The organism is Azorhizobium caulinodans ORS 571 (assembly GCF_000010525.1).
GTDB lineage: Bacteria > Pseudomonadota > Alphaproteobacteria > Rhizobiales > Xanthobacteraceae > Azorhizobium > Azorhizobium caulinodans.
In genome coordinates, this window is record NC_009937.1 from 4309244 (window position 1) to 4324003 (window position 14760).

General features: G+C 68.0%; 14 protein-coding genes. 10 read left to right on the forward strand and 4 right to left on the reverse strand.

The window, feature by feature from the left end:
• The first annotated feature begins 189 nt into the window (after positions 1-189).
• The 7 genes from AZC_RS19345 (at position 190) to AZC_RS25195 (ending at position 6120) form a co-directional block, all read left to right on the forward strand.
• On the forward strand, positions 190-939 hold the full coding sequence (locus AZC_RS19345) for an energy-coupling factor ABC transporter ATP-binding protein (RefSeq protein WP_043879613.1): 750 nt from the start codon (positions 190-192) through the stop codon (positions 937-939).
• Positions 936-1583 carry an energy-coupling factor transporter transmembrane component T family protein gene (locus AZC_RS19350; protein ID WP_012172279.1) on the forward strand — a complete coding sequence of 216 codons (648 nt, stop codon included), beginning with the start codon at positions 936-938 and terminating at the stop codon, positions 1581-1583. Before AZC_RS19345 ends, AZC_RS19350 begins: the two co-directional genes overlap by 4 nt.
• A gap of 14 nt (positions 1584-1597) precedes the next feature.
• Complete coding sequence (locus AZC_RS19355; RefSeq protein ID WP_043880538.1) at positions 1598-2137, forward strand: biotin transporter BioY; 540 nt, start codon at positions 1598-1600, stop codon at positions 2135-2137.
• Between the two features lie 53 nt (positions 2138-2190).
• A complete protein-coding gene (locus AZC_RS19360) occupies positions 2191-3072 on the forward strand; it encodes a CHAD domain-containing protein (RefSeq protein WP_043879614.1) in 882 nt (293 codons plus the stop codon).
• A gap of 427 nt (positions 3073-3499) precedes the next feature.
• The gene (locus AZC_RS19365) at positions 3500-4936 is read left to right on the forward strand and encodes a cytochrome ubiquinol oxidase subunit I (protein ID WP_012172282.1); all 1437 of its coding nucleotides are present in this window, start codon (positions 3500-3502) and stop codon (positions 4934-4936) included.
• Positions 4937-4945: 9 nt separating this feature from the next.
• Positions 4946-5953 (forward strand): cytochrome d ubiquinol oxidase subunit II, encoded by a 1008-nt coding sequence (gene cydB, locus AZC_RS19370; RefSeq protein WP_012172283.1) that lies wholly within the window; start codon positions 4946-4948, stop codon positions 5951-5953.
• Positions 5954-6003: 50 nt separating this feature from the next.
• Positions 6004-6120, forward strand: coding sequence for a DUF2474 family protein (locus AZC_RS25195; RefSeq protein ID WP_244421743.1), 117 nt, complete (start codon positions 6004-6006; stop codon positions 6118-6120).
• An 8-nt stretch (positions 6121-6128) separates the two neighbouring features.
• On the opposite strand, the gene AZC_RS19375 is transcribed toward AZC_RS25195, so the two are convergent.
• Genes AZC_RS19375 through AZC_RS19385 form a run of 3 tightly spaced genes read right to left on the reverse strand, consistent with a single transcriptional unit; the run spans position 6129 to position 10253 of the window.
• The gene (locus AZC_RS19375) at positions 6129-6974 is read right to left on the reverse strand and encodes an alpha/beta hydrolase (protein ID WP_012172285.1); all 846 of its coding nucleotides are present in this window, start codon (positions 6972-6974) and stop codon (positions 6129-6131) included.
• 13 nt (positions 6975-6987) lie between these two features.
• On the reverse strand, positions 6988-9528 hold the full coding sequence (locus AZC_RS19380) for an ABC transporter permease (RefSeq protein WP_012172286.1): 2541 nt from the start codon (positions 9526-9528) through the stop codon (positions 6988-6990).
• Complete coding sequence (locus AZC_RS19385; RefSeq protein ID WP_012172287.1) at positions 9525-10253, reverse strand: ABC transporter ATP-binding protein; 729 nt, start codon at positions 10251-10253, stop codon at positions 9525-9527. Before AZC_RS19385 ends, AZC_RS19380 begins: the two co-directional genes overlap by 4 nt.
• On the opposite strand from AZC_RS19385, the gene AZC_RS19390 reads away from it, so the two are divergent.
• Positions 10252-10989, forward strand: coding sequence for an arylesterase (locus AZC_RS19390; protein ID WP_081434049.1), 738 nt, complete (start codon positions 10252-10254; stop codon positions 10987-10989). The two genes, AZC_RS19385 and AZC_RS19390, sit on opposite strands and share 2 nt — an antisense overlap.
• A 213-nt stretch (positions 10990-11202) precedes the next feature.
• Positions 11203-12036, forward strand: a complete 834-nt coding sequence (locus AZC_RS19395) for a PAS domain-containing protein (protein WP_012172289.1) — start codon at positions 11203-11205, stop codon at positions 12034-12036.
• A 10-nt stretch (positions 12037-12046) separates the two neighbouring features.
• On the opposite strand, the gene AZC_RS19400 is transcribed toward AZC_RS19395, so the two are convergent.
• Positions 12047-12838, reverse strand: coding sequence for a hypothetical protein (locus AZC_RS19400; protein WP_043879615.1), 792 nt, complete (start codon positions 12836-12838; stop codon positions 12047-12049).
• Between the two features lie 293 nt (positions 12839-13131).
• Between AZC_RS19400 and AZC_RS19405 the strand changes: the two genes are divergently transcribed.
• Positions 13132-14754: an ABC-F family ATP-binding cassette domain-containing protein gene (locus tag AZC_RS19405; RefSeq protein ID WP_012172291.1), complete on the forward strand. Its 1623-nt coding sequence runs from the start codon at positions 13132-13134 to the stop codon at positions 14752-14754.
• Positions 14755-14760 lie beyond the last annotated feature (6 nt).

Sequence of the window (14760 nt, forward strand, 5' to 3'; positions counted from 1 at the left end):
AAAAATGACACCGAAGCGCCACATTTGAGACATGCTAATCTGGCCATTATTTGTTTGTAATAAATAAAAACTGTAATGACTCTAAGAACGCTGCAATGCCAGCATCCGCAGGTGCTTGCGCGCCATCGGCGCGCTCTTGCCGGCGCGCCAAAAGGCTGCCATTCCGCGGGCACGCAACAGGACGGCAACATGGCGGAAACCGCAGGCGGGCGGAAAGATGGCGAAGGACGCGGCGGCATCGTGCTGCGGGACGTCTGGCTCGACCGGGGCGGCAGCCCGCTGTTCCGCGGCCTCTCGCTTGATCTGCCGGAGCGGCGCATCGGCCTCGTCGGCTCGAACGGCTCCGGCAAGAGCAGCCTGCTGCGTCTGCTGAACGGGCTGCTCGTGCCGGATCGCGGCCGCCTGACCGTGGCCGGGCTCGATGCCGCCCGCGACCGCCGCGACCTGCCCACCCGCGTCGGCTTCGTCTTCCAGAATGTGGATCACCAGATCCTGTTTCCCACCGTGGGCGAGGAGATCGCCTTCGGTCTCGTGGAGCACGGCCTTGATCGCAAGGCGGCCCGCGCGGAGGCGGAGCGCCTGCTGGCGGCCCATGGCTGCGCCGGATGGGCGGGGCGGGCCGTGGACGCACTCTCCGAGGGCCAGAAGCAGCTCGTCTGCATCCTCGCGGCACTCGCCCCCGATCCGGCCATCCTCGTCATGGACGAGCCGCTCGCCAGCCTCGACCTCGCCAACCGGCGGGCGCTCCTCGCCCGGATCGAACGGTTGCCGCAGCAGGTCCTGATGGCGAGCCATGACCTCGACCTCATCGCCGGCTTCGACCGCATCCTCTGGCTGGAGGCCGGCGCGGTGAAGGCAGACGGGCCGCCCGATGCCGTGCTGCCGGCCTATCGCGCCCATGAGGAGACGCGGGCGCGGACGCTCGGGGACCTGTCATGATCTCCGGCTACCTGCCCGGCCGCTCGCCGCTGCATCGCCTGCCGGCAGGGTGGAAGCTCGCGGGGCTCGCCGGATTGAGCGTGCTGCTGCTTCCCGCCCAGAGCCCGCTGCTGCTGGGCGCCGGCCTCGCCGTGGTGCTCTGCGCCTACGCCGCCCTCGGCCGTCCGGCCCTCGCGCGGCTCGGCCTGCTGCGGCCGCTGCTGCCCATCCTCGCGCTCATGCTGGTGCTGCAACTCTGGGCTCAGGACTGGTCGCCCGCCGGCCTTGTCTCCGGCCTCGTGATCGTGATGCGCATCCTGCTCATGGTGATGCTGGCGGATCTCGTGACCCTCTCGACCCCGCTTCAGGACATGATGGACGTTCTGGAGCGGCTCGCCAGCCCATTGCGGCGGCTGGGGCTTGAGCCGCGCCGGCTGGCGCTGGCGGTGGCGCTGGTGCTGCGCTTCGTGCCGGTGCTCCTCGCCTCCTGGCAGGCCCGGACCGAGGCCTGGCGGGCCCGCAGCCCGCGCCGGCCGGGGCTAGCCCTACTGCCGGGCTTCCTGATCCAGACCCTGCGCATCGCGGACCGTGTGGCCGAGGCTCTTGATGCCCGCGGCTTTGCGCGGCATGACACGGGCCGATCCCGCGAGACGAGGACCCAATGAGCAAGGCCGCCCCCCTGGAGACCCGCGCGCTGGTGCGCATCGCCCTCTTCGCCGCGCTCATGGGCATGCTCGGGCTGGTGCCGCCCATCCACCTGCCCTTCATCGCGGGCGTGCCCATCACCGCCCAGTCGCTCGTGGTCATGATGGCCGGCCTCACCCTCGGCGGTCGGGACGGCGCGCTCGCCATCGCCCTGTTCCTGCTGGTGGTGGCGCTCGGCGCCCCGCTCCTGTCGGGCGGACGCGGCGGGCTCGGCGTCTTCTTCGGGCCGACGGCGGGCTTCCTCGCCGGCTACGTGGCCGGCGCCTTCGCCACCGGCTGGTTCGCCGCACGCCTGCCCGGTCCCCGTCCGCTGGCCGATTTCCTTGGCGCCGTGCTCGGCGGCATCGGGGTCGTCTATCTCATCGGCGTGCCAGCCTTCGCAGCCATCGCCCAGGTGCCGCTCGCCAAGGCGCTGGCCGGCAGCGCGGTTTTCATTCCGGGCGATCTCCTGAAAGCGGTGGTGGCGACGCTGGCCGCCCGCAGCCTTGCGCAGGCGGGCCTCGCCCGCCGTTAGGCATAGCGTCGCAATCGGGCGACGAATGGCAAGCGATGTGGCAGACTGGCCCCATGAGCCTGGAAGAGATCGCACCCGAGGCCACCCCGGCCGACACCTTGTCCGCCCGCATCGCCGCCGATCTCGGGCAGGCGCTGGCGGAAGCGCTGTCGGACCGCCTCGATGCGGTGGCCGAAGCGGTCGGCGAGGACGACCCCACCGAGATGGTCCATGACGTGCGCAAGGCGCTTAAGGATTATCGGGCACTTCTTCGGCTCATCCCCACGGCGGAGGCGAAGGCGGCGCGCACCGCCGCCTCGCAGATCGCACGAACCCTGTCCGCGGCCCGCGACCTCAAGGCGGCACAGGACGCCCTGGAGGCACTGCGGGACGCCCGCCTCATCGGACGCGCAGAGGCCACGGCGGCAGCCGGTCTTCTCGCCGCGGAGATCCCGCCGGATGCGGCTCTGCCGGAACGCGATACGGTCAGCGCTTTTCTGGAGACCGCCCGCGCCGCGCTTGCCGACGGACTGGCCGCCGCAGCCCGCGAAGCCGACGTTCTCGCCGGTATCGCCAAGGGCTATCGCCAAGCCCGCAAGTCGCCCGACTGGAGCCTGCCGGTCGCCATCCATGAGCTGCGCAAGCGCGTGGTCATCCACCGCTATCAGATGAGCTTCATCGCCGCCTTCGCCGGAACAGGCGCGGGCCGGGCGCGCAAGGCCCAGCGCCTGCGTGACGTGCTGGGCCTGCATCAGGACATCGAGGCGCTGAAGCCGCGCCTTGCCTCCGCGCTCGGTACCGAGCACGAGGCGCTCATATCCGACGTGGCAGGCGCCGCGCGCGAGATGCAGGGGCGGCTCATCAAGGAAGCCAAGGCGCGGCATGCTGCCCTCTTCCAGCGCCCCGGACGGGCGTTTGCGGCGAGGCTGTCCGAGCGCATCGCCGCGCCGCGCTGAACCGCGCGCGGCAACAAGAGCCGGTTCGGTGTGAACTGGCGGAGCGTACCGGCGTTTCAGGTGAGACGGCCACCAGAACGGGGCGCCATTGGCATGCGTCCATATTGTCGCATGGACAAAACGGACCATCCCGCACCGCACAACAAGCGCTTACTTATCCATTAGGCATGCTGGCCCGCGCGGAATTGCCATAAAGCACTCCGCGCCGACGCTCTGGCCCTTTTCCTCCCGGGCGTCAGGACAGCAGGGTGCCGGACAGTCTCGCCCAAGCATCGGCGAGCCGTCGCACATCGCTCCGCCCGAGCGCGTGCGGCCATATGGAGACGATCATGAGCGTGCGCTGCCCCCAGACGCCACGCGCCCTTGGCCATGCCTGGACGCATCCCCCACTCCGCCGCACCTGCGGCCTTGATGCGGGAGCCTTGCCATGTTCGGCCTGACTGCGCTCGAACTGGCCCGCATCCAGTTCGGATTCACCGTCTCCTTCCACATCATCTTCCCGGCCATCACCATCGGGCTTGCCAGCTATCTGGCGGTGCTGGAGGCCATGTGGCTGCTGCGCAAGGACGAGACCTACCGTGAGCTCTATTTCTTCTGGTCCAAGGTGTTCGCCGTGAACTTCGCCATGGGCGTCGTCTCCGGTCTCGTCATGGCCTATCAGTTCGGCACCAACTGGAGCTATTTCTCCAGCTTCGCCGGCGGCGTCACCGGCCCGCTCCTCGCCTATGAGGTACTCACCGCCTTCTTCCTGGAAGCGGGCTTTCTGGGCGTGATGCTGTTCGGCTGGAACAAGGTGGGGCCGGGGCTGCATTTCTTCGCCACCGTCATGGTGGCGGTGGGCACCCTCATCTCCGCAACCTGGATCCTCGCCTCCAATTCCTGGATGCAGACGCCGCAGGGCTTCGAGATCATCAACGGGCGCGTGGTGCCGGTGGACTGGCTGAAGGTCATCTTCAATCCCTCCTTCCCCTATCGCCTCGTGCACATGACGCTGGCCGCCTATCTCGCCACCGCTCTGTTCGTCGCGGCCTCGGGGGCGTGGCATCTCATGAAGGGTCACCGCACGCCCGCCATTCGCACCATGTTCTCCATGGCGCTCTGGATGCTGCTGTTTACCGCGCCGCTCCAGATCCTTGCGGGCGATCAGCACGGACTCAATACGCTGGAGCACCAGCCGGCCAAGATCGCTGCTATGGAAGGCCACTGGGAGCGCACGCCCGGCGAGGCGGTGCCGCTCATCCTGTTCGGCTGGCCGGACCTGGCGGCGGAGACCACCCGCTGGGCGGTGGAGGTGCCGCATCTGGGCAGCCTCATCCTCACCCATAGCTGGGACGGGCAGATCCCGGCCCTCAAGGATTTTCCGCCCGAGGACCGGCCCAATTCGACGGTCATCTTCTGGACCTTCCGCATCATGGTGGGGCTCGGAATGCTGATGCTGGCGCTCGGAGCTCTCGGCCTGCTGCAGCGCCTGCGCGGGAAGCTCCATGACAGCGTTCTGCTCCAGCGCTTCGCCCTCGTCATGGGGCCGTCGGGCCTCATCGCCATCCTTGCCGGGTGGATCACCACGGAGATGGGGCGCCAGCCCTATGTGGTCTATGGCGTCATGCGCACGGCGGATGCGGTCTCCAACCATTCGGCGCTGGCGCTGAGCACCACGCTGGTGCTGTTCATCATCATGTATTTCTTCGTCTTCGGGATCGGCGTCACCTACATGCTGAAGCTCGTGGGCAAGGGCCCGGGCCATGGCGGGCCGGCCGAACCGGAACGGGCCGATCCCGCGGCCGATACCGGGCGCAACCAGCGCCCGTCCCGCCCGCTCTCGGCCGCGCCCGGGGCTGTCCTCTCGATCGGCCATGGAGAGTGAGCCATGAGCATGGGCATCGATCTCCCCCTCATCTGGGCCGTCATCATCGGCTTCGGCCTCATGATGTATGTCATCATGGACGGCTTCGACCTCGGCATCGGCATCCTCTTCCCCTTCATCCGCGACCGAGATGACCGGGATGTGATGGTGAACACCGTCGCCCCCGTGTGGGACGGCAACGAAACCTGGCTGGTGCTCGGCGGCGCCGGGTTGCTGGCGGCCTTTCCGCTCGCCTATTCCGTGCTGCTGAGCGCGCTCTATCTGCCGCTCATCTTCATGCTGGCGGGCCTCATCTGGCGCGGAGTGGCCTTCGAGTTCCGATTCAAGGCGGATGAAGGCCACCGTCCCTTCTGGGATCACGCCTTCGCCTGGGGCTCCATCGTCGCCACCTTCTGCCAGGGGCTGGCGCTTGGCGCCTTCATCAACGGCTTCCGGGTCGAGAACGGCGCCTATGCGGGCGGTGTGCTCGATTTCCTCTCGCCCTTCAGCGTCTTCACCGGCCTCGGCCTCGTGGTGGCCTATGCGCTGCTCGGCTGCACCTGGCTGATTCTGAAGACCGAAGGGCCGCTTCAGACCCGCATGATCGCGCTGGCCCGGCCCATCACCTTCGCCCTGCTGGCCGTCATCGCCGGCGTCAGCCTCTGGACCCCGCTGGCCCATGAAGGCGTCGCCGCCCGCTGGTTCAGCCTGCCCAACCTCCTGTTCTTCCTGCCGGTGCCGCTTCTGGTGCTGGCGGCGGCCTATGGGATGATCAAGGCATTGGCCCGCGGGTCCCACGGCTTGCCCTTCCTGCTGGCGCTGGCCTTACTGTTCCTCGGCTACAGTGGCCTTGCCATCAGCCTGTTCCCCAATATCATCCCGCCCGCCGTCTCCATCTGGGGTGCGGCGGCGCCGGTGCAGAGCCTCGGCTTCGCGCTGGTGGGCGCGCTGTTCATCATCCCCTTCATTCTGGGCTACACCGCCTGGTCCTATTATGTGTTCCGGGGCAAGGTGCGCGCAGGGGATGGCTACCATTGAGCAAGGATACAGCACCCTCGAACAGGACTGAGGGGAGATCCCGCGGCAACGTGTGGGTGCGCAGGCTGGGCTGGCTCATCCTCATCTGGTCCCTCAGCGTCGCGGCGCTGGGGGCGGCGGCGCTGCTGTTCCGCCTGCTCATGAAGAGCGCCGGGATGACGCCCTGACATCTGGCCTAAAGCGCGTCCGCGAGGATGGAGCGGGCGGCGCGGGCCAGGAGGCCATCGGGCTGCGACAGGCTCGCAAGGATGGTGAAATGGTCCGCGCCCGCCACCGGCACCAGCGGGCCCGGCGCATGGGCGCCGGCGCGCAAAGCATGGAAGGTGCGGGCGTCATGTATCAGCGCCGGCACCTCCCGCGTGCCATAGGCGATGGCGAGCGGCTTGTTGACCACCGGCAGGCGCAGCGGCGAAAGCGTGGCGATCTCCTCGTCCGTAAGGCGGAGCGCCGTGTTGAGATAGGTGTCCCGCAGCGGGCCGAGCTCATAGATGCCGGAGATGGCGAGGCCCGCTGCAACCGCCGGATGGCCGAGATGGAACGCCGCCAGATGCCCGCCCGCCGACCAGCCGGAAATCACCAGCGGCCCGGCGATGCCATGGGCCGGGCCTGAGCCCTTCAGCCAGTCCAGCGCCGCGCCGATCTCAGCCACGATATCGGTCAGGCGCGCCTCGGGGGCGAGCGTGTAACCCGGCAGCGCCACAGACCAGCCAGCGGCCGCGAGGCCTTCCGCATAGGTGGCGAAGAGTTCGCGCGCATTGCGCTGCCAGTAGCCGCCGTGGATGAAGACAAGGCAGGGCGCACCCGCATCCGCCGCCGGAAAGAGGTCCAGCTTCTGGCGTGGTGCAGGCCCATAGGCCACGTCCAGATGCTGCGGCAGGCGGGCGCGGAAGGCGGCGGAGGCCGCATCGCGCGCTGCGGCGATGTCGGCGCTGTTCGCCACCGCCTTGGTGTTGTTGTAGGCATCATCCCGCTCTGCCTGCGAGAGCGTGCCCCAGATCTGCTGCGGTGCCGGCGTCCCCATCCCCTCCTCCACATCACAGGTGCCGGAGCACACGCACCGGCGGCTGGCTCAGCGCCCGCCATGTGCCAACGAGGCCGAAGCCCACCGTGAACACCAGTGCCAGCACCACCGCCCCCAGCGCCGCGCCGGGCGCAAAGGTGAAGGCGATGGTCATCACCCGTGTGACGACGAAATAGGCCGCCAGTGCCCCTGCCCCGATCGCGAAGACCGCGGTAACGAGGCCGAGGCCGGCATATTCCAGCGCATAGGCGCCCACCAGGCTGCGGCGGGTGGCGCCGAGCGTCTTCAGGATCACCGCATCATAGACCCGGTGCTGATGCCCCGCCGCCAGCGCGCCGGCCAGCACGAGAATGGACGTGAGCAGCGTCACAAGGCTGGCGATGCGGATGCCGAAGGCAAGATCGCCCACCATCTTGTTGGCCTGATCCAGCGCCTCCTTCACCCGCACCGTCGTGACGGCCGGATAGGCGGCGGCCACCTCGCGCATGAAGGCGAGTTCGCGTGCCGATCCCGCGCCTTCCGGGAAGGTGAGCGTCGCCAGCACGGAATAAGGTGCCCCGGCGAAGGTGGCAGGCGAGAACTGCATCACGAAATTGATGCCGAGCCGCTCCCATTTCACATCGCGGAAATTGGTGAGCTTGGCGGTGATGGAGCGGCCGAGGACATTCACCGTCACGCTGTCGCCGAGCTTGAGACCGAGACCCTCCGCAAGCTTGCGGTCGAAGGAGACCTGCGCCTCCGGCTCGTCAGGGGACCACCAGCGCCCCGCGACCACCGTCGAGCCCTCCGGAACCTCGTTGCCGAAGGAGATGCCGCGATCGCTCTGGAGCACCCAGGCGGCATCGGGGGCGGGCTTCACCTCTTCCGCCGGCACGTCGTTGAGGGCGGTGATGCGCCCACGCAGCATGGGCACCGACTTGTAGGCGGCCTCCGGCGCGTGCGTGGCGATGAAGGCGGCAAAGGCCTCCTGCTCGCTGCTCGGCACGTCCACGAAGAAGAAGCTCGGCGCCTTTTCCGCCAGCGAGCCGGAAATCTCCTGCGTGAGGCTGCGGTCGATGAGGGCGATGGCGGTGAGCAGCGAGAGGCCGAGCCCGAGCGACAGCACCACCGTGGGCGTCAGCGCGCCGGGACGGTGGATGTTGGCGAGCGCCAGGCGCGCCATGGTGCCGCGCGGGCGCGGCAGGCGGCGGGCGAGCGCCATGATGCCGAGCGCCACGAGCCGCAGCAGCAGGAACACGGCTGCGGAGGCGGCGAGGAAGATCAGCGCCGAGCGCTGGTCTTCAGCCGTCACGAGCGCCACGGCCACGAGCGCCACCACCGCCGCCGCGCAGCCCACGAGGGCGGGCCAGCGCGGCCAGCGCCGGCGGGCACCGATCTCGTCCCGGAACAGTGCGGAGACCGGAGCCTCCTGCGCCCGCGCCAGCGGCCAGAGCGTGAAGGCGAAGGTAACCAGCGCGCCGTAGAGGGCGGCGAAAGCGAGCGCGACCGCATCCACATGGGGTGACAGCGGAAAGGGGATGTAAGCGGCCATCACGCCCGCCGCGACGAAGGGCACGGCGGCCCCCAGCACAAGGCCGAGGACGATGCCGAGGCCGGCGATGATCGCCACCTCGAACAGATAGGTGGTGAAGATGGTGGCCCGCGTCGCGCCCAGAGCCTTCAGGGTGGCGATGACCTCCCGCTTCTCGGCCAGATGCGCCGACACCGCATTGGCCACGCCCACGCCGCCCACCAGAAGGGCGGTGAGGCCCACCAGCGTCAGATATTGCGCGATGCGCTTCACATTGCGTTCGAGCTGAGGGGAAGCGGCATCGCGGGTGCGGACCTCGAAGCCCGCCTCCGGCGCACCCGCCCGCACCTTCTCGACAAAAGCCGCCAGCGCTTCGGGCCGCGGATCATCGAGCCGCACCCGGTAGCTCCAGCGCACGAGGCTGCCCGGCTGGATGAGCTTCGTGGCATCGAGCGCCGCATCGGAAATGAGGAAGCGCGGGCCGAAGCCGACGCCGGAGGCCAGACGGTCCGGCTCCGAGGCGAGCACGGCCCGCAACTGGAATGCGGCCTCGCCGATGCGGATGACGTCACCGACCTTCACCTCCAGGCGGGAAAGGAAGGTCTCGTCAACCACCGCGCCATAAAGCCCGTCCTTCAGCGCCAGAGCGGCATCGAGAGGCATCGGCGGCGCGAGTTCCGCTGAGCCGACCAGCGGATACGTGCGATCCACCGCCTTCATCTCGACAAGGGTCGCGGCGCCGCTTTCGGTCCGGGCCATGGCGCGCATGAGAGCCACACGGCCCACAGTGCCGCCGGAGGCGAGGAGGGCGCGCTCAGGATCGCTCGCCTCCCGCTGGATGAGCGTGAAAGCGGCATCGCCGCCAAGGATGGAGCGCCCCTCGCGGGCAAGGCCATCGGTGAGAGCGCGGGCAAAGGAGCCGCCCCCGGCAATGGACATGACGCCGAGGACGAGACAGGCGAGGAAGATGCCGAAGCCGCGCTTGGCCCCGCGCAGTTCGCGCAGCGCAAAGGCGAAGGCGACGGAAAGACGGGCGGTGCTCATGCGCCGGCCGCCGCGCTGGCGACGGGAGCGTCGGCCTCGATGACGCCGGAGCGCAGGCGCACGTTGCGGGCACAGCGGCGGGCAAGTGCCGGATCATGGGTCACCAGCACCAGCGTGGTGCGCCGGGCGGCATGGGCGGCGAACAGCAGATCCATGATCTGCTGGCCCGTCGCCTCGTCGAGGTTTCCGGTGGGCTCGTCCGCGACCAGAATGGGCGGCTGAGGCGCGAGCGCCCGGGCCACCGCGACGCGCTGCTGCTCGCCGCCCGACATCTGTGCCGGATAATGGTTCAGCCGGTGGCCGAGGCCCACGGCCTCAAGCTCGTCCGCCGCCCGCGCGAAGGCATCGCGTCGCCCCGCAAGTTCCAGCGGCACCGCCACATTCTCCAGCGCGGTCATGGTGGGGATGAGGTGGAAAGACTGGAAGACAATCCCCACATTCGCCCCACGGAACCGCGCGAGGCGATCCTCGTCGAGCGCGGTCACATCCTCGCCAGCGACCTCCACCCGCCCCTTGTCCACGCGCTCCAGACCCGCCATCACCATGAGAAGCGTGGACTTGCCCGAGCCGGAGGGGCCGACGAGGCCGACCGTCTCGCCCGGCGCGACGGTGAGGGACACGCCCTTGAGCACATGGACGCGTGCCGCGCCCGTGCCGAGGGAGAGGTCCACGCCGGACAGGGCAATGGCGGGCGAATGGGAAGCGGAAGAAGAGAGAGTATCCATGCCGGAGGCGATCGCCATCATCCTGAAGTCCATCACGGGCGTCGTCCGCCGTGCGGAGATTACGTTACGGTCTGGCCGCTTGCGTTCATATGGGACATGGAAGGCGGCAACGGGAAGGCTCCTCGTCACGCTCACGGCGGTCACGATCCTGTCAGCCGAGGTGGCAGCGGCCAAGACCATCCATCTCGTGGCCTTCGGGGACAGCCTGACCGCCGGCTACGGCCTCCCGCGCGCCGATGCCTTTCCGGCGCGTCTTGAGGCGGCCCTGAGGGCCAAGGGATACGACGTCTCCGTCACCAATGCGGGCGTGTCCGGCGACACCTCCACGCAGGGCCTCGCGCGGCTGGACTGGTCCGTACCACCCGGCACCGATGCAGTGATCGTCGAGCTGGGCGCCAATGACATGCTGCGCGGACAGGATCCGAACATCACACGGCGCACGCTGGACGAGATCCTGACCCGGCTGAAGGGCCGCAATATCCCCGTGCTGCTGGCCGGGATGCGGGCCGCGCCCAATTTCGGCGCCGACTACCAGAAGGCCTTTGATGCCATCTATCCCGATCTGGCGAGCAAGCACGGCGTGCTGCTCTATCCCTTCTTTCTCGATGGCGTTGCTGGAGATCGCAGCCTCAATCAGGCCGACGGCATGCACCCCACGGCGGCCGGCGTGAACCGCATCGTGCCGGCCATTCTGCCCAGCGTCGAAAAACTTCTGGCAGAGACCAGCCAACACTAGTCAAAACCCCGAAATCATGCTCTTGGCGCGGGCGGGAAATCGAGGAAGCGCGCGCATTTTCGAACCATTTTGGTACCGATCGGGTGCAAGCCTCAGGAAGCGCTACCACAGTAGCGTTCAGCACTTCCTTGAGAGCGGGCTTCGGCGCAGTTTGCGTGTCGCGCGCACCAGTCGCTTGTTTTACTGAACGATACCGTCACGGGGCATGGGACGATGGAACCCGAGGATCGCTACAACGCGTCACTCACCGATGAGGGGCACTATCGCATCCTTCTGGATGCGGTACCCGAGTGCGCCATCTACATGATGAACACGGAAGGCGTCGTGGTGAGTTGGAACGAGGGCGCCCAGCGCCTGCTCGGCTACGAGACCAAGGAAATCGTCGGCGAGAACTTCTCCTGCTTCTACGCCTCCTCCGACAATCAGGCCGAACTGCCCCGCCAGTCGCTCGCCATCGCCTCCAAGGAACGCAAGTTCACCGGCCAGTGCTGGCAGAAGCGCAAGAACGGCACGCGCTTCTGGGCCGAGATCGTCATCTTCCCCATCCGCAACCCGCTCGGCCCCCTGGTGGGCTATGCCAAGATCACCCGCGACATCAGCGAGATCCGCGCCGTCCGTGAGGCGCTCTGGCGGTGCGAGGAGCGCTTCCGCTTGCTGGTGGAAGGCGAGAACACCCATGGCGTCTACATGCTGGACCCCAAGGGCGAGATCTCGACCTGGAACACCGCCGCCGAGCAGATCCACGGCTATACGGCCGACGAGATCGTGGGCGAGAATTTTTCCCGCTTCTACACAGAGGCGGACCGCGCCGCAGGCCTGCCCAGGCAGGTGCTGGAGACGGCCACGAAGACCGGCCGCCATGAAAAGGAAGGCTGGCGGCTGCGCAAGAACGGCACGCTGATCTGGACGCGGGTCATTCTCGATGCGATCCGCGATCCCGACGACAACCTCATCGGCTTTGCCGAGATCGTCCGCGATCTGAGCGACGATTACGGCCTGCCCGACGACATGCGCGAACCCGCCCCCGCCTCGCCCATGGGCGAGTGAGGCGTCGCCGTCAGAAGCGGTAGTTCACCCACAGGACGAGACCGTTCTCCTGCGGGAAGTTGCGGGCGAGGTAGGTGGTGAACGCGGCAAGACCGACGCGCATATGCGGGTCGATCTCCACCAGCGCCGCCACCTGCCCCTTGTAATAGGCATAGGACAGATCGAAGTCCGGCCCCGTGCCGGCGCCTTCCGAGATGACGTTGAAGGACTGCGCCATCAGCTTCCAGCCCGGTGCCACCTCGGCCCCGACCGTGAGGTCGAGCCGGGCTTCGTCCGGCGGATCGCCCCAGCGCTGGCGCTGCGCGATCTGGAGATCGACGAAAGCCGGCATCCCCAGAAGCATGAAGGAAAAGCCGGCCAGCAGACGGAAATCCGCCTCCCACTGCGTATAGCCGATGGCGGCCGGATTGGCGGAGCCGGCGGCGCCGGGCGCACGCCCGATGACCTGCATGGAGACGATGCCGCCCCCATCCTCCCAGAGCCGCACGCGCGCGCCGAAATCCGTGTAGCCCATGCCGGCATAGGTGGACGGGCGGCTGCCATCGACGCTGATGGCAAGGAACTGAGAGCCGAGAATGACGGTGATGCCGTCCGCCATGCCCATCTCGCCGAAGATCGTCTGCTCCACCTTGGTATAGGCGGTGCCGGTCTGCAGCGCATAGCCAGGGCCGAAGGCGGAGCCGGCCGACGCGATGGTGGTGGTGGACCAGAATTCGGATTGCGCGGGCGGCAGGGTCCAGGCACCGGCAATGGCAAGAGCGCGCGAAGCCAGAAGAAGCAAAACCGCAAGGCACAGGCGCAACCCCGCCCTCCCGCAGGCGCGGGCATCCCAGACCGTCCACCAACAGTGCCCTGCCGCCATCTTCCGCCCCCCAAGCGGAATATGGGCTGCCGGGATCACGTTCCGCGCCGCATCAGGCCGGACCGCGCTCCCCTCCCCGCCGCAGAGCTTAGCGCAAACCCCGGCGGACGAAAGCCGATTGCGTGACGAAGCGGACACACGCTTAACGGGTTGCAGGCGCCTGCGGGCTTTCCTGCCGGCCCCTTATGGCCTAAGTGCGCGGGACCATTCGTTCCCCCGAGACAAGAAGACCCATGATCCGCCTCGACAACATCAGCAAGCAGAACGGCAAGCAGATCGTCTTCATCGAGGCGTCCATGTCCCTGCTGAAGGGCGAGAAGGTGGGCCTCGTCGGCCCCAACGGCGCCGGCAAGTCCACCCTGTTCCGCCTCATCACCGGCCGTGAACTGCCGGATGAAGGCCAGGTCTCCATCGATCGCGGCGTGACCATCGGCTATTTCGACCAGGACGTGGGCGAGATGTCCGGCCGCAGTGCGCTGGCCGAAGTGATGGACGGCGCCGGCCCGGTGAGCGTGGTGGCGGCCGAGCTGAAGGAACTGGAGGAGGCCCTCGCCGATCCCGAGCAGGCGGACAATCTGGACGCGCTGGTGGAGCGCTATGGCGAGGTGCAGGGCAGGTTCGAGGAACTGGGCGGCTACGCGCTGGAGGGCCGGGCGAGCGAAGTGCTGGCCGGCCTCGGCTTCAGCCCGGAGATGATCGACGGCGACGTGGGCAAACTCTCGGGCGGATGGAAGATGCGCGTGGCGCTCGCCCGCATCCTGCTGATGCGCCCCGACGCCATGCTGCTGGACGAGCCCTCGAACCATCTCGACATCGAGAGCCTGATCTGGCTGGAGCAGTTCCTGAAGAATTACGAGGGCGCGCTGATGATGACATCGCACGATCGCGCCTTCATGAACCGCATCGTCACCAAGGTGGTGGAGATCGACGGCGGCACACTCACCTCCTATTCCGGCAATTACGAATTCTACGCCGAGCAGCGGGCGCTGGCGGACAAGCAGCAGCAGGCCCAGTTCGAGCGCCAGCAGGCGATGCTCGCCAAGGAGATCCAGTTCATCGAGCGCTTCAAGGCCCGCGCCTCCCACGCGGCGCAGGTGCAGAGCCGGGTGAAGAAGCTGGAGAAGATCGACCGGGTGGAGCCGCCCCGCCGCCGCCAGACGGTGGCCTTCGAATTCCAGACACCGCCTCGCTCGGGCGAGGACGTGGTCAGCCTCAAGGGCGTGCACAAGGCCTATGGCGCGCGCACCATCTATGAGGGGCTCGATTTCTCCGTGCGCAGGCGCGAGCGCTGGTGCGTGATGGGGATGAACGGCGCCGGCAAGTCCACCCTGCTCAAGCTCGTGACAGGCTCGACGGAACCTGACGCCGGCAGCGTGACCCTCGGCGGCAGCGTGAAGATGGCCTATTTTGCCCAGCACGCCATGGAACTGCTGGAAGGCGAGCACACGGTGTTCGAGAGCCTGGAAGACAGCTTCCCGCAGGCGGGCCAGGGCTCGCTCCGCGCCCTCGCCGGCTGCTTCGGCTTCTCGGGCGACGATGTGGAGAAGCGCTGCCGCGTGCTCTCCGGCGGCGAAAAGGCCCGCCTTGTCATGGCCAAGATGCTGTTCGACCCGCCGAACTTCCTGGTGCTGGACGAGCCCACCAACCATCTCGACATGGCCACCAAGGAGATGCTGATCGACGCCCTCGCCAATTACGAGGGCACCATGCTGTTCGTCTCGCATGACCGCCACTTCCTCGCGGCCCTGTCGAACCGGGTGCTGGAACTCACCCCCGACGGCATCCACCAGTATGGCGGCGGCTATACCGAATACGTGGCCCGCACCGGCCAGGAAGCGCCCGGCCTGCGGAATTGATGGGAG

What these genes read in the sequence shown, in the direction of transcription:
- AZC_RS19345 (WP_043879613.1), top strand. Translation starts at nt 190, where the DNA reads ATGGCGGAAACCGCAGGCGGGCGGAAAGATGGCGAAGGACGCGGCGGC.
- AZC_RS19350 (WP_012172279.1), top strand. Translation starts at nt 936, where the DNA reads ATGATCTCCGGCTACCTGCCCGGCCGCTCGCCGCTGCATCGCCTGCCG.
- AZC_RS19360 (WP_043879614.1), top strand. Translation starts at nt 2,191, where the DNA reads ATGAGCCTGGAAGAGATCGCACCCGAGGCCACCCCGGCCGACACCTTG.
- AZC_RS19365 (WP_012172282.1), top strand. Translation starts at nt 3,500, where the DNA reads ATGTTCGGCCTGACTGCGCTCGAACTGGCCCGCATCCAGTTCGGATTC.
- cydB (WP_012172283.1), top strand. Translation starts at nt 4,946, where the DNA reads ATGGGCATCGATCTCCCCCTCATCTGGGCCGTCATCATCGGCTTCGGC.
- AZC_RS19375 (WP_012172285.1), bottom strand. Translation starts at nt 6,974, where the DNA reads ATGGGGACGCCGGCACCGCAGCAGATCTGGGGCACGCTCTCGCAGGCA.
- AZC_RS19380 (WP_012172286.1), bottom strand. Translation starts at nt 9,528, where the DNA reads ATGAGCACCGCCCGTCTTTCCGTCGCCTTCGCCTTTGCGCTGCGCGAA.
- AZC_RS19390 (WP_081434049.1), top strand. Translation starts at nt 10,252, where the DNA reads ATGCCGGAGGCGATCGCCATCATCCTGAAGTCCATCACGGGCGTCGTC.
- AZC_RS19385 (WP_012172287.1), bottom strand. Translation starts at nt 10,253, where the DNA reads ATGGATACTCTCTCTTCTTCCGCTTCCCATTCGCCCGCCATTGCCCTG.
- AZC_RS19395 (WP_012172289.1), top strand. Translation starts at nt 11,203, where the DNA reads ATGGAACCCGAGGATCGCTACAACGCGTCACTCACCGATGAGGGGCAC.
- AZC_RS19405 (WP_012172291.1), top strand. Translation starts at nt 13,132, where the DNA reads ATGATCCGCCTCGACAACATCAGCAAGCAGAACGGCAAGCAGATCGTC.